The 16,186-nt window shown below is 29.7% G+C and carries 12 protein-coding genes; all 12 read left to right on the top strand.

Going from position 1 to position 16,186, the window contains the following annotated elements:
* Window positions 1-91 precede the first annotated feature (91 nt).
* The 12 genes from BMY18_RS16625 to BMY18_RS16570 all read left to right on the top strand — a co-directional run bounded on the left by BMY18_RS16625 (window position 92) and on the right by BMY18_RS16570 (window position 16,117).
* Window positions 92-1,222: a DegT/DnrJ/EryC1/StrS family aminotransferase gene (locus tag BMY18_RS16625; RefSeq protein ID WP_092456208.1), complete on the top strand. Its 1,131-nt coding sequence runs from the start codon at window positions 92-94 to the stop codon at window positions 1,220-1,222.
* A 7-nt stretch (window positions 1,223-1,229) separates the two neighbouring features.
* On the top strand, window positions 1,230-2,327 hold the full coding sequence (locus BMY18_RS16620; RefSeq protein ID WP_092456204.1) for a GNAT family N-acetyltransferase: 1,098 nt from the start codon (window positions 1,230-1,232) through the stop codon (window positions 2,325-2,327).
* Window positions 2,328-2,364: 37 nt separating this feature from the next.
* On the top strand, window positions 2,365-3,027 hold the full coding sequence (locus tag BMY18_RS16615) for a PIG-L deacetylase family protein (protein WP_092456201.1): 663 nt from the start codon (window positions 2,365-2,367) through the stop codon (window positions 3,025-3,027).
* Between the two features lie 25 nt (window positions 3,028-3,052).
* Complete coding sequence (locus BMY18_RS16610) at window positions 3,053-3,667, top strand: sugar transferase (protein WP_092456198.1); 615 nt, start codon at window positions 3,053-3,055, stop codon at window positions 3,665-3,667.
* 51 nt (window positions 3,668-3,718) lie between these two features.
* On the top strand, window positions 3,719-4,402 hold the full coding sequence (locus BMY18_RS16605; protein WP_092456196.1) for a WbqC family protein: 684 nt from the start codon (window positions 3,719-3,721) through the stop codon (window positions 4,400-4,402).
* A gap of 99 nt (window positions 4,403-4,501) precedes the next feature.
* Window positions 4,502-5,479 carry a hypothetical protein gene (locus BMY18_RS16600; RefSeq protein WP_207647455.1) on the top strand — a complete coding sequence of 326 codons (978 nt, stop codon included), beginning with the start codon at window positions 4,502-4,504 and terminating at the stop codon, window positions 5,477-5,479.
* A gap of 88 nt (window positions 5,480-5,567) precedes the next feature.
* Window positions 5,568-7,487, top strand: a complete 1,920-nt coding sequence (locus BMY18_RS16595; protein ID WP_092456194.1) for a glycosyltransferase — start codon at window positions 5,568-5,570, stop codon at window positions 7,485-7,487.
* Between the two features lie 65 nt (window positions 7,488-7,552).
* On the top strand, window positions 7,553-8,536 hold the full coding sequence (locus BMY18_RS16590; protein WP_170841456.1) for an acyltransferase family protein: 984 nt from the start codon (window positions 7,553-7,555) through the stop codon (window positions 8,534-8,536).
* 26 nt (window positions 8,537-8,562) lie between these two features.
* Window positions 8,563-9,789, top strand: a complete 1,227-nt coding sequence (locus tag BMY18_RS16585; RefSeq protein WP_207647454.1) for a glycosyltransferase — start codon at window positions 8,563-8,565, stop codon at window positions 9,787-9,789.
* A 13-nt stretch (window positions 9,790-9,802) separates the two neighbouring features.
* Complete coding sequence (locus BMY18_RS16580) at window positions 9,803-12,064, top strand: glycosyltransferase family 4 protein (protein ID WP_092456188.1); 2,262 nt, start codon at window positions 9,803-9,805, stop codon at window positions 12,062-12,064.
* Window positions 12,065-12,093: 29 nt separating this feature from the next.
* On the top strand, window positions 12,094-13,344 hold the full coding sequence (locus BMY18_RS16575; RefSeq protein WP_092456185.1) for a hypothetical protein: 1,251 nt from the start codon (window positions 12,094-12,096) through the stop codon (window positions 13,342-13,344).
* Between the two features lies 1 nt (window position 13,345).
* Window positions 13,346-16,117, top strand: coding sequence for a glycoside hydrolase family 88 protein (locus BMY18_RS16570; RefSeq protein ID WP_139197314.1), 2,772 nt, complete (start codon window positions 13,346-13,348; stop codon window positions 16,115-16,117).
* Window positions 16,118-16,186 lie beyond the last annotated feature (69 nt).

Genomic DNA, 16,186 nt, shown 5'->3' with positions numbered 1-16,186 from the left:
GAATAGCCTATATAAAAAAATCAAAAAAGGTAATATTTAATGCCTCTAAATAATGCAAATTGCATTAATGAAGTGCAGAAACGAGGATGTTATGAATGAAAATAAAATATTCCTTTCATCACCGCATATGAGTGATGAAGGCTATGAAAAAAAATTTATAAAAGAAGCATTTGACTCTAATTGGATATCACCGCTTGGAGAGAATGTCGATAAATTTGAGAAAGAACTTGCAACCATGGTTGGAATTAAGGCAGCAGCAGCTCTTAATACTGGAACAGCCGCTATTCATATGGCTTTGAAATTAGCTGGTGTTGGTGAAGGTGATATCGTATTTTGCCAATCATTAACATTTTCAGCTTCTGCTAACCCAATAATTTATCAAAAAGCAATACCAGTATTTATTGATAGTGATTATGAGACATGGAATATGAGCCCCAAAGCTCTAGAAGAAGGCTTTGAAAAATATGCAAGGATGGGAAAAACCCCGAAGGCTGTTATAGTTGTTCACCTTTATGGACTTTCTGCTGATATGGATAAGATAGTAGATTTATGTAAGAAATATGATGTGATATTAATTGAAGATGCGGCTGAAAGTTTAGGAACATTATATAAAGGTAAGTATACTGGAACCATCGGAACTTACGGAATATTTTCCTTTAATGGAAATAAAATTATTACTACTTCAGGTGGTGGTATGATTGTGTCAGAACGGGAAGAATCGATTCGTAAGGTTAAGTTTTGGGCAACGCAATCAAGAGATATTGCAAGGTATTATCAGCATAGCGAGTTGGGTTTTAACTATAGATTAAGTAATGTTTTAGCAGGTATTGGTAGAGGGCAACTAAAGGTCCTAAAACAAAGAGTAGATAAGAAAAAGTATATATTTGAGTTTTATAAAAGAGAACTTGAAGAATTTGATGACGTTACAATGATGCCAATTAATGAATGGAATGAGCCTAATTACTGGTTGTCTTGCATAAGCTTAAGTGGAAGGGTAAGGCCTTCAGATATTATAATGGCATTAGAAAAGGAAAATATTGAGGCAAGAAATATATGGAAACCAATGAATATACAGCCATTTTTTGAAAGTTACGATTTTATTGGAGAAGGAGTAGCAGAAAATCTATTTGAAAATGGCGTTTGTTTGCCAAGCGATACAAAAATGACTGATAATGATTTGAATAGAATAGTTACCATAATGAAAGAGTTATGGAGGCAATAAGATCTGAATGCTAAAAGAAATTTCAATAGATAATGCAGAAGAATGGGATCAATTAGTTAAGAATTTCCAAGATTATGATGTATATTACCTATCTGGTTATATTAAGGCATTTATGATTCATGGTGATGGAGTACCAAAATTATTCTATTTTGAAGATAATTGTATGAAGGCTATGAATGTAGTGATGCTAAGAGATATTGAAAAGGATGAGAATTTCATTGATAAAATACCACCAAATACCTATTTTGATATAACAACTCCATATGGTTACGGAGGATTTCTAGTTGAAGGAAGTGTTGATGAAAACAGCTTGAAATTGTTAGAAAATGAATACAGTACCTATTGCATTACAGCGGGTATAATAAGCGAGTTTGTACGATTTCATCCAGTACTTCATAACAGTGAGATGATGAAGAGTATCTATTATACTTCAAAGCTTGGTAAAACCATTACTATGGAATTGAATTCAAAGCTACAAATTTGGAATAATCTTATCAGTAAAAATAGGAATATGGTACGAAAATCATTAAAATCAGGCGTTGAAATATACTGTGGGAGAAGTAAAGAATTATTTGAGGCATTTATACCATTATATAATGTTACTATGGATAAAGATAAAGCAAAGCAATATTATTATTTCAAAGAAAATTTTTATAAAAGTATTCTCTATGATTGCAAATATAACTCTATTATTTTTTATGCAGTATATCAAGATAAAATAATTGCAATGTCTATTGTGTTACTTGCGAATGGGCATATGAATTATCATTTATCTGCAGTTGATAAACAATACCAACAGCTTGCACCAACTAATTTATTATTATATGAGGCGGCATGCTGGGGCTGTGAAAATGGATTTAAGACCTTCCATTTAGGTGGTGGGCTTGGAAGTAAAGAAGATAGTTTGTATAAATTTAAAGGTAGTTTTAATCGGGAATCTAATTATGAATTTGTAATTGGAAAAAAGATATTTGATGAAAAAAAATATAAAGAGTTAGTGGAAATTAGAAAAAATAATACATTGAATTCAGATGGTCAAGACTTAAAAATTATTGATTCAACTACTACTTTTTTTCCACAATATAGAGATGTTGGCACAAGCTAAAGATGTGCAAAAAGATTTATGAAAATGGAGGAAAGTTATGAATATATTAGTAATAGCACCCCATGCAGACGATGAAATACTTGGTGTAGGAGGTACTATTATAAAACATATAGAACAAGGTGACAGTGTTTATATATGCATAGCATCCAGGGGATATCCACCATTGTTTTCTGACGAATTTGTAGAAAGCATTATAAAAGAAGCAATTGCGTGCCATAAGTTAATTGGGATTAAAAAAACTTTCTTTTTTGATTTTCCAGCTGCAATGCTTGAAACAGCAAATAGAAATGAAATAAACGATAAATTGCATGATGTGATTGACGAAGTGAAGCCAGATATTGTTTTTATACCACATTATGGAGATATGCAAAAAGATCACGAAATAATTGCAAAAGCATCAATGGTGGCTTTAAGACCAAAGTACGAACATAAAGTTAAAGCAATCTATTCTTATGAAACCCTTTCAGAAACGGAATGGAACATACCACATTCTACGAATACATTTATTCCCACTGTTTATATTGATATAAGTGATTATATTCAGATAAAGTTAGAAGTATTGAAGCAATATAAGTCACAATTATCAGACTTTCCTAATCCACGTTCATTAGAAGCAATAGAGGCTTTGTCAAAATATCGAGGATCTACAATTAATGTACGTGCAGCTGAGTCATTTGTCTTGATTAGGCAAATTATGTAGTTTGGATAAAACGGGAGGTGTTTATATGTATAGTAAATTTATAAAACGTATTTTGGATATCTGTTGTTCGTTCATTGCGATTATAATCTGCATCCCCATTTTTGCCATGCTTGCAGTAATAGTTCGCATAAAGTTGGGCAAACCAGTATTTTTTAAACAGTATAGAGTTAGTAAAAAAAATAAGATCTTTAAAATGTATAAATTTAGAACGATGAAAGATATAAGAGATGAGAAGGGCGACCTTTTACCAAATGAATTAAGATTTACAAAACTTGGAAGTATCCTTCGATCTTCATCAATTGATGAGCTACCAGAGCTAGTGAATATTTTAAAAGGTGATATTTCTTTAGTGGGACCGAGACCTCTTATCGTAGAGTACTTACCTTTATATACGAAATATGAGATGCAGAGGCTCAACGTAAGAGGCGGACTTATTCCGCCAGAAGTATTATATGGGAATATTACACCAACATGGGAACAGCAGTTTGAATATGAAGTTTTCTATGCAAATAATGTTTCGTTCCTATTAGATATTAAAATTATACTGGCCACTTTTGTTGGCATTTTTAAAAGAAACACAATAAATTACGGTAATTATAGTAGAGATTCATTTGAAGAAAGATTGGATAAAAAAGAATAAGCAGTTTAATACATGAATATAAGTCTATAAATTTGAGGTGATTATAATTTTATGATAATAGCCATACACCAACCAGATTATATACCATATCCGGGGTATTTCTACAAGATTGCCAAATGTGATTGCTTTGTATTCCTAGACGACGCCCAGTATTCCAATGAAGGAATTTGTAATTGGAATAGGATTAAGACTCCACAGGGAGAACTTCGTCTCAAGGTTCCAGTAAAGCAAACCTTTGGAGATACGATACAAGAAGTAACTACAAGGGACTACTTAGGATGGAAACAAAAGCATTTAAAGACTTTGAAATCTAATTATAGTAAAGCTAAATTCTTTGATGAGATTTATGCGGATCTTGAAAATATATTGATTCCTGAATACAAAAACATTGCGGAAATGAATATTGCAATCATAAAGCAAACTTGTGAAAAATTTGGTATCTCAAAAAGATTCGAGCATTCATCGTCCTTGGATATTACGACTCGAAGGGAGGAACGCGTAATTGATATATGTAGCGCCCTTGGAGGTGATGTATATTTCTCTGGAAATGGAGCCAGTGTTTATCAAGTAGAAGATCACTTCCTGAAACGTGGAATAAAGCTTCAATATACAAACTATCATTCTATTATTTATAAACAATGCTGGGGAGAGTTCTTGCCAAATTTATCAATTATAGATTATCTTTTTAATAATGGTTATGAGTGGGACACACTTAAAAAACAGATGCAGGAGTAATATTATATTAGAAGAGTAAGAATAGTGTAGCGTAAGAATTGTTGAAAATAAGAATGGTGAAGAGCAATTATAGTTGAGCGTGAGATTGGAGAGCTGAAAATGGAAGATCAAATGGAAATCGGAAGCTTCCTTGAACTAAAATTTTTGAGCGGCCTCGAATATTATGTTGGTGATCATGTTGCTCGCCTTAATACTGGTAGAGCTGCAATTCTACATGCAATTAAAATATTAAATCAAGATATAATATATCTTCCATATTATCAATGTGAAACAGTTAAAGATTTCCTATTAAAAAATGGAGTTAAGATCAAGTACTATTATTGTGATAGAGCATTTAATCCTTTGATAACAGATTATATTGAGAATGCTGCAATTTTACTCGTGAATTATTTTGGGATTATGAGTTCGGCTAGAATGTGTAGCTTAGCTTCAAAGTATAAAAATGTAATTATCGATAATTCTCAGGCATTTTTTGCACCTCCAATTGCCAACTGTATGAATGTATATTCTGCAAGAAAATTCATAGGTGCACCAGACGGGGCATATCTGATTGGTAGTCATGCAAATGATTATTTAGAAGAATATGAGCAGGATTATTCTTCTGATACAAGCTTGTTTTTGCTACAGCGTATTGAATATGGATGTGCAGGAAAAGCCTATGAGAACAAAAAAACTAACGATGACCGGATAGACAATTCTAGTATCAAGAAAATGTCAAAGTTAACACATGCTATTCTAGATGGAACTGATTACAATCTCATAAAACGCATACGAAAAGTAAATTTTGAAATTGCGTGTTCGCTATTTAAAAATATTAACAAAATAGATCCTACAGAATTTTATGAGGAGGATTGTGTACCAATGGTGTATCCACTTGTGATTGAAGATAATAGAACATTACCCAAATTAATTGAAAACAATGTATTCCAGGGACATTGGTGGAGTTATATTTTAGATGAGGTGAATTCAGACACATTTGAATACTATTTGTCAAAAAATATGATTCCAATAACAATAGACCAAAGATACGGAGAAAAAGAAATAAAGTATGTATTTGATTTGATAACAAGTAATTAGATATAATTAAATCAAGATATAATAATTTAAATAATAAAATAAAGATATTAGTAAAGCAAGATATTAATAAATAAGGATAATAATCAATATGAACGTATTATTAATAACAATCGCATGGCCCAAAGTAGGGGAGTATAATCTGTATTCAGATTTAGCGCAAGAGTTCTATGAGAATGGTAATAAAGTTACGGTTGCGGCAGTAAATGAAAGGGTAAATAATCAAAAAACATTCTTGGCATATGAAGATAATATTCAAGTACTACGTGTAAAGTCAGGTAATATACAAAAAAGAAATAAGTATTTAAAAGTGATATTTTCATTTCTTGCAGGACCTAAAATCATATATGCAATGCATAGATATTTTAAAAGAGAGAAATTTGATTTGATTTTATTTGCGACACCACCTATTACTTTATCTTTGAGTGTTATTTTATTGAAAAAGTTATATCATTCAAAACTATATCTTCTTTTAAAAGATATATGGCCACAAGATGCAGTCGATTTGGGTGAAATGCGTAAAGGTGGAATTGTATGGTCTGTTTTTCGATTATTAGAAAAAATAACATATAAAAATTCGGATTATATAGGCTGTATGTCAGATGCAAATGTAGACTTTATTAGAAAAAATAATCAATATTTAAGCAATAAAGTGATCGAGGTATGCCCCAACAGTGAAAAAATTCGAAATCTTGAATGTGTTGAAAGAGATTTGATTAGAGAAAAATATGATTTACCAAAAGATAAAATGATTTTTGTATATGGGGGAAATCTTGGAAAAGCGCAAGGAGTAGATTTTTTGGTAGATATAATTAATTACTATCAAGAAAGGAATTCATTTTATTTTCTCATAATAGGTGCAGGAACTGAGTACCTTTATTTATTCAATTTGATTAGTAACATTTATTCGAATGCAAAAATATTACCTTGGATTAAAAAAACAGATTTTACAGAAATAGTTCAAGCTTGTGATGTTGGACTTATTTTATTAAGTAAAAATAGTAGTGTACCAAATTTCCCTTCTAGATTATTAACTTATCTTACAGCAAAAACTCCAATTATTTCAGCTACAGATAGTGCTACTGATATTGGCGATATCATTGAAGCCGCAGGTTGTGGTGCAAAAGCATACAATGGTGATATAGGCAGTTTTGATTTAGCGGTTGAAAAAGTCATTGCATCAGAAAAAAACGGAGATTTGATGGGAGAAAATGGGTATAAACTTTTTTTGGAAAAATATACTACTAAAAGAAGCTATGACATTATAATGGAGCATTTTAAAAGTGAAAATTTAATGAATAATGATACTAAAACAAATGAAGGTAAATTAAGTGATGTTAAGATTAATAATGATAATGGAAATAGTATGTCATATAATCAAGCCTTATATAAAATAGAGGTGATTATGAAAGCAATAAAGAGGTTCATATTAACACATATCTTCGAAACTATAAATTTTATCTGCTATGGAGATTTACCAACATCTTACTATTTAAAAAGAGGAATGAAGATCGGTTACAATTTTTATAGACAAACAGCAACAAAGTTTGATCCATCACATTGCTACTTAATCAGTATAGGAAATGATGTGACAGTGGCAAATAATGTTCAGTTTCTTGCTCATGATCAATCGACTAGAGTCTATTTAGGCTATGGGAAAGTTGGTAAAATTGTTATAGGTAACAGTGTATTTATTGGTGCAAAATCTTTGATATTGCCTAATGTAATAATTGGTGACAATGTAATTATCGGAGCTGGGAGCGTTGTTACAAAAAGTATTCCGGAAAATTCTGTAGTTGCGGGAGTCCCAGCTAAGATAATAGGAAATACGGATACCTATATTTTGAAATGCAGTAAGCAAATTTTGACTACTAAAATAATAAAAAGTTCTGATACAAATCACAAAAAACAATCTAATAGTAAAAAGGAAGAAATTAGAAATACTTGTGAAGAGGGATTTGCCTATATTGAATTAGGGAAAGTGATTAATTATGGAAAAAAGAGGACTTGAATATTAATTATTTTAATTGCGACTTGATAATTCGAATTACATTTGCATAGCAGATGGGAGAATATATGATTAATATTGATATTTTTCAAGAAAGAGATTGTATATACATTATGAAAGCAATTGCGTTATATAGTGTAGTATCAGCGCATGTTGGAATAATATCAAACAATACTTTTTTTGGTATACTGTTTTCATTAATTCTTAGTAGTATTGGTTCAATTGGTGTGGGCATATTTTTCTTGATTTCAGGATACCTTTTTTTGAATACTAACAAAACAACAACACAATTTTTAAGTGCTAAAGTAAGTACCATTATAATACCGTGGATTTTTTGTGGAACATTACTTTTTTTTTATGTTGCACTTCGAAAAGGTGGTGTTAATATTTATAACTGGGTCAGTACCCTTATGGTACATAGCCATCTATATTACTTAACGATATTAATGATTTTCTATCTGCTATTTTGGAAGCTAAAGAATAATTTATGTTTTCTGCTTTTCAATATGTTTCTATCAATAATAAGTATTGTTTTAACAGGCTTAGATTTAATACCTATATATCCATATATAAATCCATTCAATTGGTCAATTTATTTTATACTAGGATTGTTGATTAAGAAGTATCATTTGCTAGAAAAGTTAGTCTTGTTTTGTAAGAAATGGTTTTTATGCATAACAAGTATATATTTCTTGTTTTTGATTATTTATCTAATAAATGGAGTAAGTATTTCTTATTGGAAATATGCATCATTTATTGCAGAATTGGTAGCTATGGCATTCGTTTTTGGGGCTTCCTATTTTTGCTTAATGTTAAAGAAAGCAAATTGGCTTGTAGATATTGGTAAAATATCATTTTCACTCTACCTATTACACATGCCAATTGCAGGGATAATAACAAATTTATTTAATCGGTTTGAGCTTTGGTATTTCACATTATTTATACCAATTATTGTTATTATAATCACAATTGCAGGGATACAAACATTTCGGTTTATCTCGCGGAAAATCAAAGTAAACAAAATTTTTGATATATTAATTGGGTACCGCTGAAGTGACAGAGCGGGAGCAATAGTTTGATGTTAAGTGCCGATAAAGAGGCAGGTGGGAGTATTATGAAAGTGTTACTAATTAATTCTGATTGTGGATATGGTAGTACAGGCAGAATCTGTGTTGATTTATATAAGCTAATTGTGGAATCAGGAAATGATGCATGTATCGCATATGGAAGAGACTGTACAGATGAGTCCGTTAAAAATATTAGAATTGGCGGTAAACTTGATGTTTATGCGCATGTAATAAAAACTAGATTACTAGATCTACAAGGCTTTGGTTCTAAAAGAGCAACGATAAAATTCATTAATCAGTGCAAAGCTTATAATCCTGATATCATACATCTTCATAATATCCATGGAAGTTACATCAATATAGATTTATTATTTAAATATATAAAAGAAATGAAATTACCTGTGATATGGACATTACATGATTGTTGGGCATTCACAGGGCATTGTGCTTATTATACATATGTTGGTTGTAGTAAATGGAAAGATTGTTGCTACGATTGTATTCAAAGAAATCTATATCCGGCAAGTATCTTTCGTGATAATTCTAAAAAAAATTACATTTTTAAAAAAGAATTATTTAATGGAATTGAGAACTTAAAAATAACAACTGTCTCTAATTGGCTTAAGTTTGAGGTGATGCAATCTTATTTAAATAAATATGATGTTCAAGTCATACCAAATGGAATTGATTTGGATATATTCAAACCAACAGAAAGTGATTTTAGACAAAAATTCGATCTAGAAAATAAAACAATTATTCTTGGAGTAGCATCAATTTGGCATGACAGAAAAGGTTTGTGGCTATTCAATGAATTGGCAGATAGATTAGATAATTTTTACAAAATAGTACTTGTTGGAATTACCGAGAAGCAAAAAAATAACCTTTCGAGTAATATATTAGTGATTCAAAGAACAAATGATTTAATGGAATTGGCTGAAATTTATACAGCCGCAGACTTATTTCTTAATCCTTCCATAGAAGAAACCTTTGGAATGGTATCACTGGAAGCACTTGCATGTGGAACTCCTGTGATTTCTAACAAATACTCGGCAAATCCTGAACTGATTAATGAACAATGTGGAATCATTGTAGAGGATATTACTACCCAATTATATATTGATGCAATTCAAAAATTTAAAACAGAGTCAATCGATATTTTAGAATGTGTAAAAAAAGCTCAGCAATATAATAAAAATAGCTGCTACAAAAAATATTTGGAATTATATGAGGGCTGTTAAATGGAGAATGTAGATGAAAATTTTATGGATAACGAATATACCGTCGCCATATAGGGTCGATTTCTTTTGTGAGATGGGTAAGCTTTGTGAACTAACAGTTTTGTTTGAAATGGCTACATCAACTGAACGAGATATAAGTTGGAAAAATTATAACTTTGTTAATTTTCAAGGAATTATTATGGATGGAAAAGAAGTTGATGTAGATAAGACCATTTGTTTTCAAATATTTAAATATTTGAAAAAGAAAAAATATGATTATATTATTGTTACTAATATCGCAACACCAACTGGAATAATGGCAATCGAATATATGAAATTACGAAAAATCCGATATATTTTAGAAGGTGATGGAGGCTTTGCTAAGAGTGGCAAGGGAGTTAAAGAATGCTTGAAAAAGCATTTGATTCAGGGGGCAGAACTATATTTTAGTACGTCAATCAGCCATGATGATTATTGGAAAACTTATGGCGTAAAAAAAGAAAAAATATATCGATACCCATTTACATCTATTAAAGAAAATGATATTTGCTGTGATTTTATAGAAAATCATAAAAAACAAATTATTAGAAAAGAACTCGGTATAACAGCAGAAAATGTAATCCTATCGGTTGGACGATTTATAAATAGTAAAGGTTATGATGTATTACTTAAGGCATGTAAATATATAAATAATGCAGATTTATATATAATTGGTGGCAATCCTACAACTGAATATTTAAAAATCATAGAAGATTTGGGCTTAAGTAATGTTCATTTTATTGAATTTAAAGAAAAGGAAGAATTAAAAAAGTATTTCTTAATGGCTACTGTTTTTGTGCTTCCAACAAGGGGAGACAGTTGGGGTTTGGTTGTGAACGAGGCCATGGCATACGGATTGCCAGTTATAACGACAGATAAGTGTGTGGCAGGAATTGAACTTATAAAGAACTTTGAAAATGGATTTATTACCCCGGTAGAAGATGAAAAAGCATTAACAGAAAAAGTGAATTTAATATTAGAGGATGATGCGCTCAGGTTAAAAATGGCAAACAATAATATAGATATAGTAAGGCAATATACCATTGAATCTATGGTGAAAAGACATATGGAAGTTTTAAAAGTGACAAATATACTATTTTTGGGATATGCAATTAATAAAGAAGAAGCGTTAAATTTATATGGAGCATCTATAGCTGGAAATAAAATGCAAATTAATGTACTTGAAAATTTATCGCTGTATCAAGATTTGAATATAAAATGTATAACGATTTACCCAACTGCTGCATATCCTAGAGGAAAGATGTTTGTAAAAAAACAATCAATTCGCTTATTTGATGAATTTTATAGTTTGAAAGTGGGGTTCATTAATTTACCTATTCTTAAACAATTTTTTGAAACGATTTCAACTTATAATACGGCGAAAAAGATAATTAAAAAAGAGAGAATAGATATAATATTTACATTTAATATGTTTCCACAAATTGGATTGCCGGCTAAATGGTTAAAAAAAAAATATGGATGTAAGATTGTATCCTTGCTAGCCGACTTGCCCATTGATGATAATGTTGGGAAAAAAGGGCTTTATATTTTATTAAGAAAAATTTTTGATTATAGTACACGAAAAGCAATTTTGTGCTGTGATAAAATCATTGCATTAAATAAGCATGCAGTTGATTTATATGCACCAGGATTAGAGTATATTATCGTTGAAGGCGGTGCAGGCTTTGAAGACATTATGGATATCCCTATCAAAACATTTTCAAGAAAGAATATCGTATATTCAGGTGCACTAGTTGAATATAGTGGAATTATCAACTTGATTGAGGCTATGAAATATGTAAGTGACAAAGAGGTTGTGCTTGATATTTATGGTAGTGGGCAAATAATGGAGTATGTTATGCAGTGTGCAGATCTAACTCAAAATGTAAAATATCATGGGAAAGTTGATAATAACACCATGAAAAAGATACAGGGGGAAGCTTATTTACTTATAAATCCAAGACCAATTGAGAATCTGATTTCGAAGGTGACTTTCCCATCAAAAATTTTTGAATATATGATTAGTGGAACACCGGTTCTTACAACAAAATTAAATGGGTTTACGGATGATTATATGGATACCATGTTTTTCGTTGATAGTAATGATCCAATCATATTAGCAGATAAAATCAATGAAATAATGTCTTTGTCGCTCGGCGAATTAAGTGAAAAAGCTTTAAAAGCATGGAAATTTGTGAGTGAGAATAAAACGTGGAGAAAGCAATGTGAAAAAATATATAAATTTATAAGCGATTAGTAATAAAAAAATAAAGAGAAAGGTATCTTATGAATGAATTAATAAAAAGTCTTCCTGAAAATAAAGAATATTTATTTGATAAATTTGTCTTTTTTATATGTATTATTGATTGCCTTTTCCTACCATACTTATGGCTAGTATCGATTCCATATACAATGCCATTAATATTTTATTGGTTTTTTAAAAAATATAAATTATTGAGAAATAATGATCAATACAAATTAGAATATAAATTATTTTTTGCTTTATTTATTTTAATGGGTTTAAGTACGGTTTTTAGCGTTATCTTGGCGCCTCAATATGCTTACAAAAATGTAGTATTTTTAATATTATATACATCCATGTTTTTATATTATTTTATGTTTTTATATTATATAAACAAATATCCGTTTGTTATTAAAAATTTTTTGATTGTTTTTATTTTATTTGTGGTGATTTTAGCTGCATTTTTTAACATAGACAAAAATTTATTCCAAAAGGTAGTTTTATTTTGGAATCCCCGTTCTGAAATTAATGCCAACATAGCTGAGGACTTTGTAAATTATAGATATACATTTATTTGGATGGATGCCAATAATATAGGGTATATGATGAATGCTATCGTTTTGTATTTATGGTGTAATGAAAAAACAAGCTTTTTCATCAAAATATTTTCTTTATTATCATTGCTTTTTGTTTTGATAGCTTGCATGAGTAATGGTGCATTTTTATCTTCTGGTATCAGTATTGGACTATATTTGATTGTAAAGCTTTTTGATTTATTTAAAGGTAATCATAATAAAAAATATAAAATAACACCGATTAATATAGTATTATTCCTGATCGCTTTATTTGCTCTATATAAAATTATCCCACAAATTCCTAATTATTTAGAAACAGGAATTGCTATGGAATCTCTTGAAAGAATTAGCAATAATTCTGGTGATTCTAGATTCGTGATTTGGCAAACGGTCATTCAAAGTGTAAACTTCTTTGAATTTATATTAATTGGAAAGGGCGGAGTAACCTTAGTAAATGGCTTAAAGTTTGCTCCACATAATGGACATTTCTATTGGATATTGGGATATGGGTTTATCTCTTATTTTATATTTATGTATTTGGTATTTAGAAAAAGAAAAGTAACAAGTATCAAAAAATATATATGGATTACACCTATATTAATTGGATATACTGTGAATGTTCTACTTGGAGAGATAAAAATGATGAGTATCATAATGTTATTAATCGCATGTTCGTCAAGTGTAAAATATCTTATGGGAAGCGAAACAAGTGGGAAATAATATGGGGAGAATTGAAAATGCAGTTCGTAATATATTATTTGGTACATTAGGAAACTTTGCGTCAATTATATTAGGGTTTGTATCAAGGACATTTTTGATTCATATTCTTGGGGTTAATTATCTTGGTATCAATGGTTTATATACAAATGTATTATCCGTTTTGTCTTTAGCAGAACTAGGAATTGGTACTGCAATTAGTTATAGTTTATATAAGCCAGTCGTTGATAAAGATCTTGAAAAAATCAAAATTCTCATGCAGCTATATAAACAGGTTTATAGGATTATTGCGATTATTATTACAGCTCTAGGCTTATTAATAATTCCTTTTTTGAAATATATAATCAAAAATCCAGGAGATATAACGCTAGACCAATTAAATATATTTTACTTGATTTTTCTATTTAATACGGTAAGTACTTATTTTGTGTCCTATAAATATAGTTTGACGAATGCAGAACAAAAAAATTATATACAAATTAATATACAAGTAATTACATCCTTAACAATTCTAATAGCCCAAATAATCATATTGATAGTAAGCAAGAGCTTTTTGATATATTTATTGGCGGGTGCTGTAATAGGACTAATTCAAAAGATATTTGTGTACATATATTTTAATAAATTATACCCATATCTTCTGGAAAAAAGTAATGGTAATCTGTCTAAAGAGGAAATTAAAGTATTTAAAAAAAATATAATTGCATTGCTATATCACAAAATTGGTGAAACTAGTATCAATCAAACAGACAATATTATAATATCATCATTTATTAATATAACTTGTGTCGCTATACTTTCTAATTATAATTTGATAATAAATACAGTGAATGTATTTATAAATATAGTATTTAATTCTGTCATTTCAGGACTAGGCAATTTGATAGCAACGGAGAATAAAGAAAGACAATACCTTTTATTTAAGGTATATAGATTTTTAGGGTTCTGGGTTTATGGATTGTCATTATTATTCTTTGTTTTTTTGTTGACGCCGTTTATAAATATTTGGCTGGGCCCCAATATGATTATAGATAAATCAGCAATTATATTAATCATGGTAGACTATTATTTTAAAGGACATCGTACTGTTATCAATAATTTCAAATCAGCAGCTGGAATATTTGATGCTGATAAATACATATCAATTGCACAGGCAGTTGTAAATTTGGTTCTATCAATCATATTGGTACAATTTATTGGACTTAAGGGAGTTTTTATAGGAACCATAGTAGCAGGGTTAATTGCTAATGTAACAAAACCATTTATTATCTATAAAATGATTTTTAATAAGGATGCAAAATACTATTTTATAGATTCCATTACATATATTTTTACGATTAGTTTTGTGTTTGCCATTTTGGGGTTACTCAATACGGTTGTTCTTGTAAATATTACGCTAATAAATATTATTATAATGGGTTTTTTGATATTAAGCATTTCTAATATTATTTTTTATGTGATATTGAGACAAAGAGAAGAATTTGCATATTTGTCAAATATTATCTTGTCCAAAATAGGTGAGAAAGTCAAAGAATTCTATTATACTCATTGTTTATTATTAATCACATTTTTAAAAAAGGCTAGGAATTTGATTGCAAAAGAAACGAATAAATTTACAAGGAATAAAGAAAACTCATTTGAACAAGTAAATGATTTTAATACAGATAGATATAGCGAAAAAAATAAAAAAATGGCATTCATTAGTGAATTAACAAAAAATACAAGAATACAATTGAGCATTTATCCAGTAGTAAGCATGAAACATCAGATAATCTCATTTATAAATAATACTTCAAGCACTAAAAAAGATGAGAAAATAGATCATTATTTTAGGCAAAATGGTCTTTTAGCACAGTCATTGGAATGGTCGTATTCGATTGATAAAGATATTCAAGATTTAAATAGCTTGCAAAAATATTTCGACAAATGGACAAAAAGCGGTGCTTTAATAAATAGTCTTGAGAATGCCATAAATGGATATACACTTATATATTTGAATGAATTGACACCAAATGATAAATATAAGAATACGATTGAAAAAATCAAAGATTATTTATTTGCACATCCAAAAGACAAAAGTGGAAGCCTTCTATATAGAAAAAGTTTTGATGATGTTTATATTGAAAGTGTTGGTATGATTTGTCCATTTTTATGCAGATATGGGAAAGCATATCATAATCAAATGGCTATAGATTTAGCGATAAATCAAATGATTAATTATCTTAAGTATGGTTTTGACAGCAAAACTTCGCTTCCATATCATGGCTATAACATTAAAGGGAATATTAAACATGGGATTATCGGATGGGGAAGAGCAGTAGGTTGGTTGTTAATTGGAATGATTGATAGCCTAGAATATATTTCGTCAACAAATCCATATTATAAAATACTCAGATATCAATTTGAAGTAATCATAAAAACGACAGTAAAGTATCAGACGAATAGCGGCTATTATAAATGGCAGTTAACTGCATTTGAGGGTCATGTTGATACTTCCGCAACTTCGATGATATCTTATGCAATTAAAAGAGGAGTAATGATAGGAATTTTAAATAGATCCTTTTTACATTATTCAAATTTGGGACTTCTTGCGATTAGTCATTCAATTGAAAACGGAGTGGTAATGGATTCCTCGGCTGAATGTACTGGATTTGGAATATATCCACAGGATTATGGTTCAAACCAATGGGCACAAGGACCAACTACAGCATTAGTAGCATTATCATTGAATCAAGAGACAAAAATTATAAATAATAAAATATATAGAAGAAGTTAAAGATAAAAGAGAAAAGTAAAAGTGTAAGGTGAATGAATCAGTGATATACAATTCAAGTCGCCTTTACAA

The organism is [Clostridium] fimetarium, from assembly GCF_900111235.1.
Classification (GTDB): Bacteria; Bacillota; Clostridia; order Lachnospirales; family Lachnospiraceae; genus Clostridium_N; species Clostridium_N fimetarium.
This window is presented reverse-complemented; position numbering and strand designations above follow the sequence as displayed.